15 protein-coding genes, 1 tRNA gene and 1 other RNA gene are annotated in these 16,168 nt (G+C 69.2%); 7 read left to right on the top strand and 10 right to left on the bottom strand.

Going from position 1 to position 16,168, the window contains the following annotated elements:
• Positions 1–87 precede the first annotated feature (87 nt).
• The 5 genes from phoA to ffs all read right to left on the bottom strand — a co-directional run bounded on the left by phoA (position 88) and on the right by ffs (position 5,567).
• Positions 88–1,560, bottom strand: a complete 1,473-nt coding sequence (phoA, locus tag ABD108_RS16890) for an alkaline phosphatase (protein WP_343930876.1) — start codon at positions 1,558–1,560, stop codon at positions 88–90.
• Between the two features lie 69 nt (positions 1,561–1,629).
• On the bottom strand, positions 1,630–2,865 hold the full coding sequence (locus ABD108_RS16885) for a threonine/serine exporter family protein (protein WP_220657372.1): 1,236 nt from the start codon (positions 2,863–2,865) through the stop codon (positions 1,630–1,632).
• Positions 2,855–4,135, bottom strand: a complete 1,281-nt coding sequence (locus ABD108_RS16880) for a glycosyltransferase 87 family protein (RefSeq protein ID WP_343930875.1) — start codon at positions 4,133–4,135, stop codon at positions 2,855–2,857. The genes ABD108_RS16885 and ABD108_RS16880 overlap by 11 nt, the downstream gene beginning before the upstream one ends.
• Before the next feature lie 26 nt (positions 4,136–4,161).
• Positions 4,162–5,442, bottom strand: a complete 1,281-nt coding sequence (locus tag ABD108_RS16875) for an aspartate aminotransferase type Ic (protein ID WP_343930874.1) — start codon at positions 5,440–5,442, stop codon at positions 4,162–4,164.
• Between the two features lie 30 nt (positions 5,443–5,472).
• An RNA gene (ffs, locus tag ABD108_RS16870) (signal recognition particle sRNA small type) lies at positions 5,473–5,567 on the bottom strand.
• 61 nt (positions 5,568–5,628) lie between these two features.
• On the opposite strand from ffs, the gene ABD108_RS16865 reads away from it, so the two are divergent.
• A tRNA-Ser gene (locus tag ABD108_RS16865) sits at positions 5,629–5,714 on the top strand.
• Between the two features lie 435 nt (positions 5,715–6,149).
• On the opposite strand, the gene ABD108_RS16860 is transcribed toward ABD108_RS16865, so the two are convergent.
• Together ABD108_RS16860 and ABD108_RS16855 are read right to left on the bottom strand one after the other, a co-directional pair.
• Positions 6,150–6,944, bottom strand: a complete 795-nt coding sequence (locus ABD108_RS16860) for a hypothetical protein (RefSeq protein WP_343930873.1) — start codon at positions 6,942–6,944, stop codon at positions 6,150–6,152.
• Positions 6,945–7,021: 77 nt separating this feature from the next.
• Positions 7,022–7,681 carry an SUMF1/EgtB/PvdO family nonheme iron enzyme gene (locus tag ABD108_RS16855; protein ID WP_343930872.1) on the bottom strand — a complete coding sequence of 220 codons (660 nt, stop codon included), beginning with the start codon at positions 7,679–7,681 and terminating at the stop codon, positions 7,022–7,024.
• A 90-nt stretch (positions 7,682–7,771) separates the two neighbouring features.
• Here ABD108_RS16855 and ABD108_RS16850 point away from each other — a divergent pair, with 90 nt between their 5' ends.
• The 4 genes from ABD108_RS16850 (at position 7,772) to ABD108_RS16835 (ending at position 11,354) form a co-directional block, all read left to right on the top strand.
• Positions 7,772–8,617, top strand: a complete 846-nt coding sequence (locus ABD108_RS16850; protein ID WP_343930871.1) for an alpha/beta fold hydrolase — start codon at positions 7,772–7,774, stop codon at positions 8,615–8,617.
• Positions 8,618–8,748: 131 nt separating this feature from the next.
• Positions 8,749–9,210, top strand: coding sequence for a hypothetical protein (locus ABD108_RS16845; RefSeq protein WP_343930870.1), 462 nt, complete (start codon positions 8,749–8,751; stop codon positions 9,208–9,210).
• 7 nt (positions 9,211–9,217) lie between these two features.
• A complete protein-coding gene (locus ABD108_RS16840) occupies positions 9,218–10,378 on the top strand; it encodes an MAB_1171c family putative transporter (RefSeq protein WP_343930869.1) in 1,161 nt (386 codons plus the stop codon).
• Between the two features lie 130 nt (positions 10,379–10,508).
• Positions 10,509–11,354, top strand: a complete 846-nt coding sequence (locus ABD108_RS16835; protein ID WP_343930868.1) for an alpha/beta fold hydrolase — start codon at positions 10,509–10,511, stop codon at positions 11,352–11,354.
• Positions 11,355–11,380: 26 nt separating this feature from the next.
• Here ABD108_RS16835 and ABD108_RS16830 read toward each other — a convergent pair whose 3' ends face one another.
• Together ABD108_RS16830 and ABD108_RS16825 are read right to left on the bottom strand one after the other, a co-directional pair.
• Positions 11,381–11,839, bottom strand: a complete 459-nt coding sequence (locus ABD108_RS16830) for an XRE family transcriptional regulator (RefSeq protein WP_220657364.1) — start codon at positions 11,837–11,839, stop codon at positions 11,381–11,383.
• Between the two features lie 127 nt (positions 11,840–11,966).
• A complete protein-coding gene (locus ABD108_RS16825) occupies positions 11,967–12,824 on the bottom strand; it encodes a sulfite exporter TauE/SafE family protein (RefSeq protein ID WP_255585611.1) in 858 nt (285 codons plus the stop codon).
• Positions 12,825–12,916: 92 nt separating this feature from the next.
• Here ABD108_RS16825 and ABD108_RS16820 point away from each other — a divergent pair, with 92 nt between their 5' ends.
• Complete coding sequence (locus ABD108_RS16820; protein WP_343930867.1) at positions 12,917–13,834, top strand: LysR substrate-binding domain-containing protein; 918 nt, start codon at positions 12,917–12,919, stop codon at positions 13,832–13,834.
• A 114-nt stretch (positions 13,835–13,948) separates the two neighbouring features.
• Positions 13,949–15,499 (top strand): PE-PPE domain-containing protein, encoded by a 1,551-nt coding sequence (locus ABD108_RS16815; RefSeq protein ID WP_343930866.1) that lies wholly within the window; start codon positions 13,949–13,951, stop codon positions 15,497–15,499.
• Positions 15,500–15,506: 7 nt separating this feature from the next.
• On the opposite strand, the gene ABD108_RS16810 is transcribed toward ABD108_RS16815, so the two are convergent.
• On the bottom strand, positions 15,507–16,168 hold a 662-nt coding region (locus ABD108_RS16810; protein WP_343930865.1), incomplete at its 5' end, for an SRPBCC family protein.

Raw genomic sequence — 16,168 nt, 5'->3', positions numbered from 1 at the left:
CACGCTAGCGCCCCGTCGGTCCCGGTGCCGGGCCGACGACGAAGCCGCACCCGCGGCGTGCACGGGTGCGGCTTCGAGGTGAGTCGGCTACTTCTTGGTGCGGTCCAGGCCGAGGACGTCCGTGATGTAGAAGAACGGGTCGGTCTGGTCGGTCACGCCCACCACGTTGGCGGCGCCGGGGCCGTAGGCGGCGATGCGCACCTGGCCGCCGGTGTGCTGCTCCTCGCCCGGATCGAGCGAGGTGCCGTAGTTCACCGTGAGGGTCGAGCCGTCCTTGGTGTTCAGGGTGCGGGTCAGGCCCGGGGTCACCGAGCCGGTCTCGATGATCTGGCTGGTGTGCGCGTGGTCGCCGGTCACGATGACGAGGGTGTCCTTGTCCTGCTTGGCGAATTCGAGCGCGGTGCTCACGGCGTCGGAGAGCTGCACCGTCTCACCGATCTGGCCGCAGGGGTCGGCGTCGTGGTTGGCCTTGTCGACCGAACCGGACTCCACCTGCAGGAAGAAGCCCTTGTCGTTCTTGAGCAGGTCGATGGCCTTCTTGGTCAGCGACTGCAGCTTCGGGGTGGCACCGAAGGCCGGGTTGGGCGAGCAGGTGACGGCCGGCTCCTTGCCGCCCTCCTTGGTGGCGGTGGCCTTGTCCCACAGGCGGGGCAGGTTGCCCTCGGCGAACACGCCGAGCAGGGGCTTGTCCTGGTTCGCGTCCTTGATGCCGTCGAGCTCCTCACCCGACCGGACGATCTGGTAGCCGCGCTCCTTGGCCTGCACCTCGAGCGTCTTGCCGTTGTACTCACCGGCATCCGCGGTCTGCTGGAAGGTCTTCCAGCCGCCGCCGAGGGTCACATCGGCGCGGGCCGCGAGGAGCTGCTCGGTGATCGAGCCGGGGCCGCCGTTGGCCAGGGAGTCCGAGCCGCACTTCTCCTTGGTCTCGACGGGGCCGTAGCACTTGCGCTGGGCGACGTGCGCGACCTGCACGGCGGGGGTGGCGTCCTGCAGCTCGGTGGTGGTCACGTTGCCGGTCTTGCGGCCGTTGGCCTTGGCGATCTCCAGGATCGAGCGCTGGGCCTTGCCGTTGACGTCCACGCCGACGGCGCCGTTGTAGGTCTTGGTGCCGGTGGACCACGCGGTGCCGGAGGCGGCGGAATCCGTGGTGTAGTCGGGCTTCTTGGTGTCCTTGTTCAGCGCGTAGGTGGTGTAGTCACCGGACAGCGGCAGCTGGTCGATGCCGGGGATCTGGCCGCCGGCGCCCCACTGGTAGTCGCGAGCGAGGGTGAGTTCCTGGTTGGCGGTGCCGTCGCCGATCACCAGGATGACGTTCTTGGCCTTCGACTTCTGGATCGAATCCGCGATCGCCTTGGTCTGATCGCCGTCGAGGCGGCGGGCCCCGCCGTTGGTGGTGATGTCACCGGCGGCCTCGCGCTTGATGTCGACGCCGGCGGCCGTATCGCCCGACGTGCCGAGACCGTCGCTCTTGTTCCCGCACGCCGCGGCCACGATCGCGACCGCCGCCACCGTGCTCGCGGCCAGCGCCGTGCGCACCTTCTTACCCTCGAATGTCGTCATTCATGCATAGGAACATATGTATTTGAACAGTCGCCGTTGCCGGGATGAACTCTCCGGAACGCGCACCGATCAGCGCTGGCCCCGGCGTTTTCCGGTGAATGCCTGCGCCAGCGCCGAACCGAACAAAAGCCCCAAAGCGAGCGCGCAGATGACGGCGGCCACGTCGACCGCGGTGCGTGCGCCCTGCGCCGGATCGAGACCCACCGAGGTCACCGACAGCAGCCCCAGGCTGCCGGGCACCAGCACCCAGAAGGCGGGCAGGAAGACCACGAGCCGCGGCAGATCGGGGCGGATGGACTCGGCGATGGAGGCGCCGAGGCTCCCGGCGACGGCACCGAGGAAGCCGCCGAGCACCGCACCCGAGAGCTCCTGCCCGGCGAGCTGGGCGCCGAAGGCCGCGGCCACCACGCAGACGATCGGGGGCAGCAGCCGCATCGACGCGCCCTCGTTGAGACACACCCCGATGCAGATGAGCAGCAGGCCCACCGGCGGCCCCCACCAGCCGAGTTCGTTGACGCGCAGGTTGATCATCAGTTCGGGCGCCACGTTCAGCATCGTGGTGGCGCTGAAGACGCCCATGGAGAAGAGCATCAGCTGGACGATGCCGAAGGTGAGCCGTGCCGTGCCCGCGACCATCGCGCCCGCGGCCAGTTCCGACATGCCGGTCACCATCAGCGCACCGGGCAGCAGCACCGCCAGCGGCGCGAGCAGGGTGCGCAGCGGACCGTCGAGCCAGCCGGCCTGGGCCGCGGCGAAGACGCCGGTGGCAACGGTGAAGGCCGCGATCGTGGGCAGCAGGGTGGACGCGAACTGCACCCGCCCGGACAGTTTCACCAGGAGCATCACCACCACGCCGCCGATCGCCGCCGCGGCGATGTTCGCCCACCCGGGCTGCAGCAGCATCGCGATACCGATGGCGATCACCGACCACGAGGCGTCCTGCACCCAGCGGGAGTAGCGGTGCGGCAGCGAGCGCAGCGAGCCGAGCCGGCCGAAGGCCTCGTCGGGCGCGGTGGTCCCGGCCACCAGGCCCCGTCGCACATCGTCGACCACGGCGGACTGTTCCAGCCGCAGCGGACCGTCGATCGATTCGAAGGTGGCCGGGTCGCCGGGGGCCAGGCCCACGGTGAGTCCGGTGGGTGTGGCGCCGACCTGGGTCATCGGGTGGCCCAGCGCGGTGGCGACGGCGCGCAGTTCGTCCTCCACCTCGTGCACGGGTTGCCCGCCCGCGATCATGGCGGCGCCCAGGTAGGCGAGGAGCCGGCGATGCTCGGCCCCGGGATCGGACGCGTCGTCAGGCCGCACGGCCGGACCGGTCCGCCCGGGCGAGGTACCCCGCGCTGCCGATCAGGGTGGCCAGGAACAGCCACACGTAGACACCGCCGGCGAGGGCCTTGAGCACCGGATTATCGAAGGGCCGCAGGAAGATCCCGATGGCGTAGGTGTCGTGCACGGTCTCCACGCCGGTGGGCTGCAGGCCCGGGAAGTAGGTGACCCAGATGAACGTGGCCGCCACCAGCGCGAGCGGCGCCACCAGGTAGGCCAGACGGTGCGACCAGTCCGTCGCGAGCAGCGCCGGGGTGAGCAGCACGATGAGCAGCGGCACGAACCACACCCAGTGGTGGCCCCACGAGAACGGCGAGACGGCGCACGCGGTGAGGCCGACGAGGGTGATCGCGAGCAGCACGTGACCGCGCCGGTACGCCCATGCGGCCACGGCGAGACCGGCGAGCGCGGCGGGCACGGCCGCGAGCAGCCAGTGCGCGGTCGACGGTTCGTCAGCATGGGAGAGGTAGGCGATCAGGCCGTTGATGGACTGGTTGCCCACCTGGTTGGGCTCGCCCACGCGGTTGGCGTCGAGGAACGTGCCCGACCAGTACTTCAGCGATTCCTGCGGGATCACCGCGAAGCCGATGGCCACGGTGCCGGCGAGGGTGATCAGCGCGTTGCGGGCCTCGCGCCACTGCCGGGTGACCACGAGATAGGCGAGGAAGAACAACGGCGTGAGCTTGATGCCCGCGGCGATGCCGATGCTGAATCCCTTGCCGCGCGCCCCCTTCGGGCGTCCGAGGTCCCACAGCAGGATCAGCATGAGGAAGACGTTGATCTGCCCGAACCAGATGGTGGTGCGCACCGGTTCGAGCACCGTGGCCACCAGCGTCAGGCAGATCGCGGCGAACCACACGCGGCCGTCGCGGGCGAAGCCGAGCAGCCGGAAGGCGATCAGGATGCAGGCCAGCAGGGCCGCCATGATCGCGATGGTCCACACCCAGCGCAGCACCTCGGTCGACATCCACGACAGCGGCACGAAGATCACGCCCGCGAAGGGCGTGTAGGTGAAGGGCAGGATGTCGTTGAGCAGCGGACCGTCGTACAGGCCGTCGCCGCCGTGCGCCACGATCTCGCCGCCCCTGCGGTACACCTCGGCGTCGATCTGGTTGTGGAACAGGCCGAACATCGGCGTGGAGAACGGAATCCGCACGAACTGCTGCCACACGGCGACGCCCGCCGCGACGGCGAAGAGGGCCATGACCCACCACTGGCGCGGGAACCGCCGGCTGATGTCGTCCGCCACCGGCGCGATCCTCCTGCTCAAGATCCTTATTGCTGCATCAGTTTTTCAGCAGAAGCCAAGAGTACACAGGTGGCGACGCCGTCCATGGCCGTCTCCAGCTCCTCGATGCCGGGGAACGACGGCGCGAGGCGGATGTTGCGGTCGTGCGGGTCCTCCCCCAGCGGGAAGGTCGCACCCGCGGCGGTGAGGGCGATCCCGGCCTCCTTGGCGAGGGCGATCGTGCGCTTGGCGGTGCCGTCGAGCACGTCGAGGCTGATGAAGTAGCCGCCCTTGGGGTCACTCCAGGACGCCACCTTGGCCTCGCTGAGCCGCTCCTCCAGGATCTCCAGGACCCGGCTGAACTTCGGGGCCAGCAGGTCGCGGTGGCGGCGCATGTGGGCGCGCACCCCGTCGGCGTCGCCGAAGAAGCGGGCGTGCCGCAGCTGGTTCACCTTGTCGGGCCCGATCGAGGTGAGGCCCACGTGCTTGCCGTACCAGGCGAGGTTCTCGGCGGACGCGCCCAGGAAGCTGACGCCGGCGCCGGCGAAGGTGATCTTCGAGGTGCTGGCCAGCACGTACGGACGGTTCGCGTGGCCGGCCTGCGCGGCGAAGCCCAGGATGTCGGGGTCCGACGGTGCGTCGCCCTCCAGCGGGTGCACGGCGTAGGCGTTGTCCCAGAAGATGCGGAAGTCGGGTGCCGCGGTGGGCATGGTGGCCAGCTCGCGCGTGACCTCCTCGGAGTACACGGCGCCGGTGGGGTTGGAGAACTTCGGCACGGCCCACAGGCCCTTGATCGCCGGATCGTTGGCCACGAGCTCCTTGACCACCGTCATATCGGGGCCGTCGGGGTTGATCGGGACCACGATCATCTCGATGCCCAGTTCCTGGGTGATCGCGAAGTGCCGGTCGTAGCCGGGGGCGGGGCAGAGGAACTTCACCGTGGGCTCAGCGCTCCAGGGGCGCTCACCGTCCACGGTGCCGTGGATCCAGGCCAGGGTGATCAGGCGGTGCATGATCTCCAGGCTGGAGTTGTTCTGCGCGTACAGCTGGGCGGAGTCGATGCCGAGCAGGTCGCCGAAGATCGCGCGGATCTCCGGGAGGCCGGCGAGGCCGCCGTAGTTGCGGGTGTCGGTGCCGTCGGCGGCGCGGTAGTCGCCCTCGCCGGGCAGCGCGAGCAGCGCGTTCGACAGGTCGAGCTGATCGGGGGCGGGCTTGCCCCGGGTGAGGTCCAGCGTGAGTCCGGCGGCCTTGAGCTTGTCGTACCTCGCGGTGAGGTCGCTGTGCACGGCGGCGAGTTCCGCCGGGCTCATGGACACATAGGTGGACATTCGCGCCTCCGACGGATCAGCCCCGAACATGAAAGGGGACTCCGCGCACCCGCCAGAGCCCGTTGACCCTTGCTGCGTTCCCGCCCTGGGGGAGTTCACAGGATGGACGCCGCGCGGAGTCCGTCCACCACTATACGGGTCCGGCCGATTTCAGGTGTACGGGGGCCGTCGTCTAGGATGGTCCACGGAGGATTCGCCTAGTGGCCTATGGCGCTCGCCTGGAACGCGGGTTGGGTTAATAGCCCTCAGGGGTTCAAATCCCCTATCCTCCGCCGCGAGAACGGTCCGCGACCAGCATGGTCGCGGGCCGTTCTTCGTTGAGTGGCTCGGTGCGCGTACCGCCAGGACCATCGCCATGGCTCGCGCCGCCTGGTGCGACCTCAGTCTTTGGGTGGCGCGTACGCGGCGCGGAGCACCGAGAGGCCGATCATGTCGCTGTTGTGCCGCCGCAGCGCTTGGCTGTGCCCCCACTCGGCCGTCAGAGTGGCCGCGCCGGGTCAAACACCGAGAAGAGCGCCCTCCCCGTTGACTTCCACCCGTGCACGCCACGTCGCGTCCCGCTGGTCTAGCGTTTGTGGCGTCGGGCTGGCATCCGCGCTGTTGCGTCCCAGCAGCTAACACGGCAAGACAGAACTTCTGAGATCGACCAAGCGAATCGATTCAGCGTTAGGGCCGCCCCAGCAAGATCAACATGAGACGGTTCGCAGTCACCCGAAGGGGGCAGGGTTCGAGCTAAGCGTCGGCATAGCGGAGAACGACGTGCCTACGGCGTCATCGATGTACTTCGAAGCCGTTCCGAACTCTCGGCTCACTTCTTCAGACGGAATTACGAACCAAACCTGTTGAGAGGTGCGGTCCACACACAGGAACCGAACCCACTCTCTATCTCCGAGACTCCACACAGGACACAAGCTGTGGATGTCGGGAAGCTCCGATCTCGGAACACTGTTGCCGTGCTCGTCTTGAAAATCGAAGGGGAACAGATCGGTGTCCGCGGCGGCAATCTTCCGTTCCATCTTCTCTAGGTGCAATCCACCGAGTGGTTTAAACACGTCGACGGGCGCAGGTCCGCCGAACGTCCAGTCATCGAAAAATCCGGCGTGAACCGTCGCAAGTTGCTTGAGGTCGGCCGGGTAACCATCCGGATAATCAACGATCCATGGAAGGGGACCGATTCTTAATGTCAGGTAGGGCTCTTGTTCATCGTGAGCCAGAAACGCATAGGCGAGGACAGGCTCTGGCTTGGCGTTTTCATGGTCGGGGCGCCTGAATTCTGCGATGAACAGGTCAACTGCGTACTCGTAGATGTAGCTCGTCATCAGCGGGAGTGTTTCGCGCAACGCTACGTTGTCGGGATCGTCAAGGAAGGAGCGAACACCTTCGGGGCCGCCTAGCCGGGCGGCGTCGATCCAGGTCTGTGGAACGTTCGCAGGAACTTTGTTGAGGTCGTAGATCGGAGCCAGCGTTCGGCTGGTGAGCTGTTCCATGATGTCTGTGCGCACGTCTTCTGTCTTCCGTCCGAAAGATGCTGCGGTTATTAGTGATTCTATCAGCGGACCGGGCCTTTGCCTCGCCTTGCTTAGCTGGCGGCGATGGTGCGGAATCCGATGTGGGTGCTGGTGGTCAGTGGAGTTGCGTGGCCACGGGCGCTGGTGCGGTAGCGGGCGCAGTAGCCGGCGTTGCAGAGGTAGCTACCTCCCCGCAGCACGCGATCCGGCGCGGCGGGATCGCGAACGAAGGGGTCGGTGACTAACTGCCCGGATTCGGCGCGCTCGCGGTAGGTACCGGTAGCGAAAGTATCTGCGCACCATTCCCACACGTTGCCGACAGTGTTGTAGAGCCCAAAGTCATTGGGCGCGAATGAGCGCACCGGAACCGTCCCTATGGGGTACTCCGGCGGAATACCGGGGAAGGTACCGCGGAATATATTCAGCTTTCGCGGCTCGTCCGCATCGGTGGGTGGCTGGCCGCCCCATGGATAGGGCTGTCCGGTGAGAGTTCCTCGGGCTGCAGCTTCCCACTGCGCCTCACTGGGCAGCGCCCGTCCGGACCAGCGGCAGTATGCGAGCGCATCAGCGTGCGAGATATGTACCACCGGGTGGTCATCGAGTTCGACGACACTGGAGCCGGGGCCGAACGGCTGATACCAGTTGGCATCTTCGGTGATGAGCCACCACCACAATTCCGGTGATGCGATCTTCGCGTTGCGGGCAGTCGTCCTGATCTGTAAGTGGAACACCGTCGATGTACCACCGCGGCGGGGTCGCGCTCGATCTCGAACATCTCCCGAGAGTAGGCGAGACTGGAGCCTCTGGAGAGGAGTCCGACGGTGACGGATCCACGGTTCCGCAGCGACGCGGGAGCCCGCGCGGTGCACGACGAATACGCGCGGTTGATCGCGCAGTACCTGCCCGAGGTGGAGCGCACCGTCGTCGATGGGACGCATGTACTCAGCGCCGGCCCCGCCGACGCTCCGCCCGTGATCCTGCTGCACGGTTCCGGCGGGACCTCGCTGAACTGGACCGCGGAGATCCCACGCCTCGCGGCCTCGCGCCGGGTGCACGCGATCGACCTGCCGGGCGAGCCGGGCGGCACCGTCGTCCCCCGGCTTCCGCTCGACCCCGGAGCGCACGCCTCGTGGCTGGCCGGGGTGACCGAGGCGCTGGCGGCGCCGCGGGCGACGGTGATCGGGGAATCGCTGGGCGGCTGGGTGGCACTCGACTACGCCTCGGCGCATCCGTCGCGGGTGTCCGCGCTGGGCCTGCTCGTACCGGGCGGGCTCGGTCCGCGCCGCATCGCCCCGCTGTTCGTGGCGGGTCTGCTGAGCCTGCTCGGCGAGCCCGGGCGGCGGCGGGCGATGAGCTACTTCACCGGCTGGCACCCATCGGGCGAACCCGGCCTGGAATCCGATCTCGCCGCCTTCAGCGGGCTCACCTTCCGCAATTTCGCACCGCGCACCGACGGCCTGCCCGAATTCGACGATGCGGTGCTCGCCGCCATCTCGGCACCGGTGACGGCGACCTTCGGCGCGCGGGACCGGATGCTCGACGGACCCCGGGCCGCGGCGCGGGCGCGCACCGTGTTCGGCGACGACGCGGTGACCCTGGAGGCCGACGGCGCGCACCTGCTCCCGGACCGGCTCGCCCGGGTGCTCGCCGCGGCGGAGGCCGACTGAGAGCCGTCCCGTTTGGGCGACATGCCCGAATAGTGTGGTCCCTCACAAAACAGTGCTTCCGCTGCGCGCGAGCCCGGTTGTCACTACCCTCGGGTGGCATCCGCACCCATGCCCCCGCACCGGAGACAGTGATGCAGTGGACCGTGATCGACCTCGCCGACGCGATGCGGCTCGCACGCGGCCTGGGTGAGGGCTGGTCCACGGCACCGGAACTCGTGCAGCTCGTGGCAGAGCGCCGCGGGCGGCCGATCGACATCGCCGCCACCGACCTCACCGGCACCGGAATCACCGGGACAGTGCTCGGCGGCCGCGATCGGGACACCATCGTGCACGCCACCGGCCTGCCCCCGTTCTTCACCGAACACGTGATCTTCCACGAGCTCAGCCACCTGCTGTGCGGCCACCTGGACCGTGCCGTCGAGCGTCCGATGCTGCTGCGCAGCGCGCACTCCGATCCCGCGCAGGAGCAGGAGGCCGAGCTGCTGGCGACGGCCTTCGCACAGGTGCGTCGCGAGCGCGGCCGTACCGCGGACCGCGTGGCCGACGACGGCGGCCTCATCGCCACCCTCGCCCCGCACCTGCTGTCGCGATGAACCCGCCATGCCGCCGCCGCCCACCGTCGTCGCGCTGAACAACGCCCTCTTCACGGGGGCGGCGCTGGCCTGCGCACTCGCAGCCCTGCTGATCGCCGCCACCTGCTTCACCCCGGGGAGGGCCGCACAGGTGCGCCGCTGGCTGGCGCTGTCCTTCGCTCTCAAGGCACTCGGATTCGCCAGTGCCGCACCGTGGATCGTGCGCCGAGTGAACGCCGTCCTCGCCGATTCCGCGTCACTGCTGATCACCTACTCCATCTCGCCGCTGTGGTGCGCGTCGATGATCCTGGTGGCCCGGACGTGGCGGCACGGCTCGGTGTCCCGCGCCTTCGGGTTCACCGTGGGCGGTGCCGCGATCGCCTGCACCGTCACGATGATCGTGCTGTGGTGGCTCACGCCGCGAACGGATCTCGTGGGTTCCGTCAGCGCGAAGCTCGCGGAGCAACCGACCGGGGCGGCACTGGTGTTCACCTACGCGGGGTCGCTCGCGATCGGCCTGATCATCCTGCTCGGGGCCTGCCGGTTCCACACCGATCGACTGGGCGACGGCCTCACCCCCACGCTGCGCACCGCCCTGGCGATCATCTCCGCCGGCGTGGTCCTCGATCTCGTCTTCGCCGCCAACCAGGCGGCGAAGGCCATGTCGAGTGCGCACGGAACCCCGCCCGTGGCACTCGAATACCTCACGGCGCCCACGGCGATCCTCGCGGCGCTCCTGCTGGCGGTGGGCTTCGCCTATCCCGAGGCGCGGCACCGATGGCTCGACGCCACGCGGAGTGCCCGAGCGCGCCGCACCTGCCGCGCCCTGACTCCGCTGTGGACGGATCTGAACACCACCCGGGGAGCGATTCCCTCGCCGTGGTTCGCGGCCGCGCACGCGGAGATCCGCGTGTATCGAATGATGGTGGACATCCACGACGGGCTGCTGCACCTGGCGCCGCTGCTGCCCGGCGTCGAGGAGCGATCACACCCACAGTCGAGCGCCGAGTTCGCTCGGGAGATCCGTGGGGCGGTGTTACAGATGCATAAATCGGACACGGGGATCGAGGGCGAGTGCGGGTTCGGCGGCATCACCCGCAGGCCTGATCTACCTCTTGACCAGCAGATTTCGTGGGTGAGCTCGGTGGCCCGGGAATATCGGGCGTTAACGGATCGTAAACAAACCTAAAAAGTGATTCGGGTCACTACCGATTTCTACTGCCAGTAGATACCTTGGTGTGCAGACGCTCCGCCGACGCCGCCGGACGTCGTCCTCCTCCCCGCAACGGGGATGCCCGTACGACCCCGAGGTACTCGCCATGAACGAGAAATCCGTCGTCGAAACCCGAACTGCAACCTTCCGGCGGCCCACCGGCGTCCGGATCTCCTACCGCTACACCCCGGCCGCCGACCACGCGGCCGATATGACCCCGGTCTTCCTGCTGCACGGGACCTTCCAGTCCGCAGGCGTTTGGCGTTCCATCGGAGTGACGGACGCCCTGCACGGCGAGCGCCCGCTGATCGAGGTCGACATGCTGGGCCACGGCGCCAGCGACAAGTCGCGCGATCCGAAGGACTACCTGATCGAGACGATGGCCCGCGATCTGCTCGGCATCGCCGATCTGCTCGGCTTCGACCGGTTCCACACGGTCGGCTTCTCGCTCGGCGCACGCACCTCGCTGCGGATTCCGTTCCTCGCACCCGGACGACTGGAATCCATGGTGTGCGTGGGTGGTTCGCACCGCCCGCAGCCCTCGATGGCCGACCGGGTGTTCTTCCCGGGCGCCCGCGCCGCGTTGGACAGTGGCTCGATGGACACCTTCATGGACCACTGGGACACGCAGCGCGAGCGCCCGCTGAGCGCTGCGGCGCGCGATCGTCTGCGCACCAACGAGCCCGGCGCTCTCGCAGCCTTCTTCGACTCCCAGGAGCTGGACGAGGGCCGCGAGATCGACGACTACGCACGGATCTTCACGCCCGCGCTGTTCCTCGCCGGCGAGCACGACACCGAGCGGTTGGCCGATTCCTGGCTGCTGGCCGGCACCATGCCCGGCGCCCGCCTGTCCGTGCTCGAGGACGCGGACCACGGTGCGTCGATCCGTGCCGCGGCACCGGAGATCCTGCGCCACTTCGACACTCTGGAGCAGCTGCCCGCAGCCGCCTGAGTCGATCCCGCCCGCAGCCCGGCCGACTACTCGTCGGCCGGGTTGTGTGCTGCGCCGCCCGCCGCCGGCAGGCCTTCCAGCTTCCTCGCATTGTCGATGATGGCCACGATGCTGGCCAGACTCGCCTCACCCAGGCCCTCGGCCCGCAGCGCGAGTGCACGGATTCCTGCCTCCCGCATCACCAGTTCGGCTGCGAGTGCGGCTTCGTCGTCGGTGCTCGGCGCGGTCAGGTGATCGATCGGAACCTCGAAGTACGACGCCAGGGCCCGCAGCAGCTCGATCGACGGGTTGGCGCGGCCTCCGTTGCGCAGCGCCGAGAGGTACCCGCCCGACACCCGCAATCCGGGATTGCGGTCCCGGAGCTCCTGGGCGATCGCGTTGTTGGTGCGGGGGCGCCCCGCCTTCGCCTCGCGTTCGTACAGCGCGTTGAGGCGCTGAGCGAGCAGGTGGGCCTCCGCCCCCGCCGCCATCTCCCCGCTTGCCATGACGGGAATTCTACTACCAGTCGTTTTCGTCGACGAATCATTCGCGGGGAACACAGCGCGCTCCTTTCCCGTCACGGTCCGGACAGACCTCCGGCCCGAGCGGACCGAGTGGGGGTGTAGTACCAGGTCAGGCTTGTTCGGCGAGGCGTGCTGCCCGCGCCGACCGCCGCCAGCGGAGCACCTCGCGCACCGCGAGGAAGGCCATGAAGGTACCCAGAACCACGGCGAGTCCTCTCTCCGGAAGGGCGAGCGCGAGGCTCACGCCCACCAGTGCGCCGGGCAGTGCAGCGAGCGCGAGAGGCTTGCCGACGCGCAGGTCGGCGCTGCCGTGCCGGATGTGGGTGACCGCCCCGACGATGGCATTGGGCAGCATCACCAGCAGCGAGGTTCCGGCCGCGGTGTGCAGGTTGGCGCCGAACAGCACGGCCATCACCGGCACCACGAGCAGGCCGCCGCCGAGGCCCATCGCCGCCGAGTACGCACCCACCAGGAGGCCGGTCACCGTTGCCACGGAGACGATCACGGCGGTGCCGTGGAACAGGCCGGACGACGAGCCGACCTGGATGCCGAAGCCCTGCAACAGGAACTTGGTCGCCGACAGCGCGAGCACCAGGACGAACAGTGACCGGAGCACCACCTCCGGGACCTTCGAGACCCAGCGGGCGCCCACGTAGGCGCCCACCACTCCGCCGATCATCAGACCGATACCGGGCACGAAGTCGACGTGACCGCCCCGCAGGGCGTAGACGATGGAGCCGACTAGCGCGGCGGAGACGTTGGCGAGGGTCGAGGTGCCGTGGATGACGTGTCGCGGGAGGGTCGAGTGCCGGTCCAGGGCGGGGACGGTGACCACACCGGTACCACCACCGAGGAGGCCTCCCGAGATCCCGCCGAGGAAACCGATCGATGCGGACCGGCGCGGACCGGGGATCTGCGGGCCGGTCACCGAGGAACCCACGGTCGCGGCGGCTGCTGCCTGGGTCATGACGCCCCTTTCATCGCTTGGCTAACTACTCCCAGGCTATTGCTCTGCGTTCGGTATGAAAACAGCATCTTTTGCAGCGCTACGATGCAAATATGCAGCAATCGACGTCCGCGCGGCAGCACGCCCTCGCTCCCGGGCTCACCGAGTTCCATGCCGTCATGCGGACCGGCAGCTTCGCCGGTGCGGCGGCCGACCTCCAGCTCACCCCCACCACCGTGAGTCGCTCGATCCACCGGCTCGAGCGCCGGCTGCGCCTGCGACTGTTCGTGCCCGAGGGTCGCGGCATCGTCGCCACCCCGGCCGCCGTCGAGCTCGCGCTCTACGCGGAGCGGGCCCTCGACGATCTGGCGCTGGGCCTGCAGCGCGCGGACCTGAAGGCCTCCCCCGTCCCGCTGATCCGGCTCGGCTTCATCCGGACGCTCGGCGCCTCCTTCGTCCCGCGGATCGTGGCGGCCTATCGGCGCCCGCACCCGGACGTGCGGTTCGTCTTCGAGCAGGGTGTCACCGACGATCTGCTCGACGCCGTCGCCGCGCGGCGCATCGACGCCGCCCTCGTCTCGCCACCCCCGCAGCGCGAAGGTCTCACGGTGACACCGCTGTTCGACCAGGCCCTCGTGGTGGTGCCGCCGCCCGACTCCCCGCTCGCCCGGCGGGACGAGGTGACGCTCGCTGAGCTCGCCGACGAGGGCTTCATCCTGGCGCAGGCCGGCCTGGGCACGCGCGCCGCGACCGACGCACTGTTCCTGGGCGCGGGCTTCGAGCCGCGCATCGTGCTGGAGACCGAAGACATGGCGATGGCCCGCGCGATGGCGCAGGAGGGCCTCGGACTGGCGCTGGTGCCCGGCCCGGCCCCCGGCGATCCCCCCTTCCCGCACGGGCACGTGCGGCTGACCGATGCGGCGGCCGTCCGATCGGTCGTGGTGGTGACCGCATCGGGGGACGGACGGACGCCCGCCGCCGAGTTCGCGCGGTTCGTGGCGGGCCGCGGGCACCTCGATGATGAAGGCTGAGCAAGCGATCGATGAATATTGTGAGATCCGGTCATCATCGGCCGATGCAATGACGAACACTGTGCCAGGCTGATCGGCGAAGTCCGTCCCTTCCTGCCGAAAGCTGAGCGATCCATGCCGGAGTTCGTATCGACGTACCGCCCCCGCCGCCTGGCCACCGGGCTGATCGCGCTGCTGAGCGCCATCGCGCTCACCGTCGGCTCCGCCCTCGCGGGTGCCGTGGTCTGGGCCGCCACCACCGTGCTCGTGGTCCCCGGCACGGGCACCAAGAATCCGGCACCGGTGCCGAACTACCAGGAGAACGCCGTCGGCTACTACGTGGCGCCGACCGGTGCCTGCGCACAGGGATGCTCCGCCACCCCGGTCCCGTACATCGCGGAGTTCTGGCCGATCCCGCTCAAGGGCTGGGGCGGCCTCAGCGGAGCCAAGTGGGACGATTCGGTGGCCAGCGGCGTCACCAGCCTCAAGAATGCGTACGGCGCCGCCGACAAGACCTCGCCGATCGTGATCTTCGGCTACTCCCAGGGCGGCACCGTGGTCAGCGAGGTCAAGCAGCAGCTCGCGGCGCAGCCGGGAGGCGTACCCGAGAACGTCTCGTTCGTGCTGATCGGCAACGCCAGTCGCCCCAACGGCGGCCTGTTCTCGCGCCCGTCCTTCCTCGGCCACATCCCGATCCTCGACGTGACCTTCAAGCCGGGCACGCCCACCAACACCTCCACGACGGTGAACACCACCGACGTGGCCTTCCAGTACGACGGCGTGACCGACTTCCCGCGCTACCCCGTGAACCTGCTCGCCACTGCCAACGCGCTCGCCGGTTTCTGGTACGTGCACGGCAAGTACCTCACCCCCAAGGGCGACGATCCGGCCAACGCCACACCGATCGGCTACACCCCCGATCAGGTGCGCAAGGCCGTGACCGCGGCCACCGAGAACTGCACCGCGGCAACCTATTGCCAGGTGAGCGGCGACACCCGCTACGTGACGCTGCCCGCCACGATCCTGCCGATCATGCTGCCGCTGCTGGACCTGGCCGCCGCCACCGGCACCACCGGACTCGTGCGACCGCTCGTCGATCTCGTCTCGCCGGTGGCACGCGTCCTCATCGAGACCGGTTACTCCCGTGGCGATTACGGCCGGCAGACGCCCTTCGGCCTGCTGCCCCTGGTGAACCCGTTCGCGGTGACCGCCGGCCTCGCCGGCGGCGTGGTCGAGGGCGTCCGCGCCGCCGCCACCGGGACCGGCGATGCATCGCGCTACCTGGCCACCAAGCCCACCGAGCCCGCCACCGTCGCACCGGTGACCGCGGCCGGCGAGCCGACAGTGACTGCACCGCAGCGGGTCTCGGCCGAGGTCTCCTCGGGATCGGCGTCCACCTCGGCGGTGACCGCCCCGACGGCGACCACGAGCTCCACCGGCACCGCGTCGGGCACCGCATCGGGCACCGCATCGAGCGGTACGAAGGACACCGGAGCCAAGGCCTCCGAGTCCCCGAGCACCGGGACCGCCGAGACCACGGGCACCGGCACGGCGGCTACCGAGCGGAGCACCTCGACGGGGTCGGCGAAGGACTCGGCCTCGTCCGGCTCGGCGAAGAGCGACACCGGCTCCGAGAAGTCCGGCTCCTCGGCCGAGGCTCCGGTCGAGGTGGCCGCCGCGGCCTAGGCCCTCGCTAGCTTCCCGAGAAGAACGCGGCGGTGCGCTCGCCCTGCGCGCGGGCCTGCTCCTGCGGGACTCCCGCGGCGGCCGTGGCCTCAGCCCATTTCTGGGCGGAGGCGGCCACGAAGGACTTCGCCGTCGCAGTGGCGAAGAAGGCCTCGGCGTCCTCGGGGCGGTCCTGGCCCGTGGTGAGGTAAGCGGCCAGGCCCAGCAGGCCCAGGTCCCAGCCGACGCCTGTGGCGCCGGGGCCGAACTGCTCGTAGAAGTCTCGTGCGTTGTCGCCGAAGTGGGTCAGCGTGAGCCGGGCACCGTCACCGTCGGGGGTCACCGTGACCTCGACCTTCGAGGCGCCGCCCATGATCTCCCAGCTCACCAGGTAGCGGTGCGGGGCCTCGCATTCGAGGACGGTTCCACCGGCGTTGCCCTCCACCTGGAACCGGCCGCCCAGCTCCAGATCGCCGTGCACGGGCGCGAACCAGCGGGGCAGGCGCTCGGCGTTGGTGACGGCGTCCCACAGGTCGGCGGGGTCGGTGGGGTAGGTCTGGCTCAGCGAGGCGGAGACGAAGACGTCGCCCTCGCCGGTGTCGCGGACCTCGGCCGTGCGGGAGACGGCGTCCGGCGCCGCCGAGGCGAGTTCGTCGATGTCGTAGGTCATGATTCCTCCTGCTTGCGCGT

This window comes from Tsukamurella strandjordii (genome assembly GCF_039525985.1).
GTDB lineage: Bacteria > Actinomycetota > Actinomycetes > Mycobacteriales > Mycobacteriaceae > Tsukamurella > Tsukamurella strandjordii.
This window is presented reverse-complemented; position numbering and strand designations above follow the sequence as displayed.

Bases quoted from the DNA above. Each gene is read 5' to 3' on its own strand.
- phoA (WP_343930876.1), bottom strand. From the start codon at position 1,560: ATGACGACATTCGAGGGTAAGAAGGTGCGCACGGCGCTGGCCGCGAGC.
- ABD108_RS16875 (WP_343930874.1), bottom strand. From the start codon at position 5,442: ATGTCCACCTATGTGTCCATGAGCCCGGCGGAACTCGCCGCCGTGCAC.
- ABD108_RS16845 (WP_343930870.1), top strand. From the start codon at position 8,749: ATGCAGTGGACCGTGATCGACCTCGCCGACGCGATGCGGCTCGCACGC.
- ABD108_RS16840 (WP_343930869.1), top strand. From the start codon at position 9,218: ATGCCGCCGCCGCCCACCGTCGTCGCGCTGAACAACGCCCTCTTCACG.
- ABD108_RS16835 (WP_343930868.1), top strand. From the start codon at position 10,509: ATGAACGAGAAATCCGTCGTCGAAACCCGAACTGCAACCTTCCGGCGG.
- ABD108_RS16830 (WP_220657364.1), bottom strand. From the start codon at position 11,839: ATGGCAAGCGGGGAGATGGCGGCGGGGGCGGAGGCCCACCTGCTCGCT.
- ABD108_RS16825 (WP_255585611.1), bottom strand. From the start codon at position 12,824: ATGACCCAGGCAGCAGCCGCCGCGACCGTGGGTTCCTCGGTGACCGGC.
- ABD108_RS16820 (WP_343930867.1), top strand. From the start codon at position 12,917: ATGCAGCAATCGACGTCCGCGCGGCAGCACGCCCTCGCTCCCGGGCTC.
- ABD108_RS16815 (WP_343930866.1), top strand. From the start codon at position 13,949: ATGCCGGAGTTCGTATCGACGTACCGCCCCCGCCGCCTGGCCACCGGG.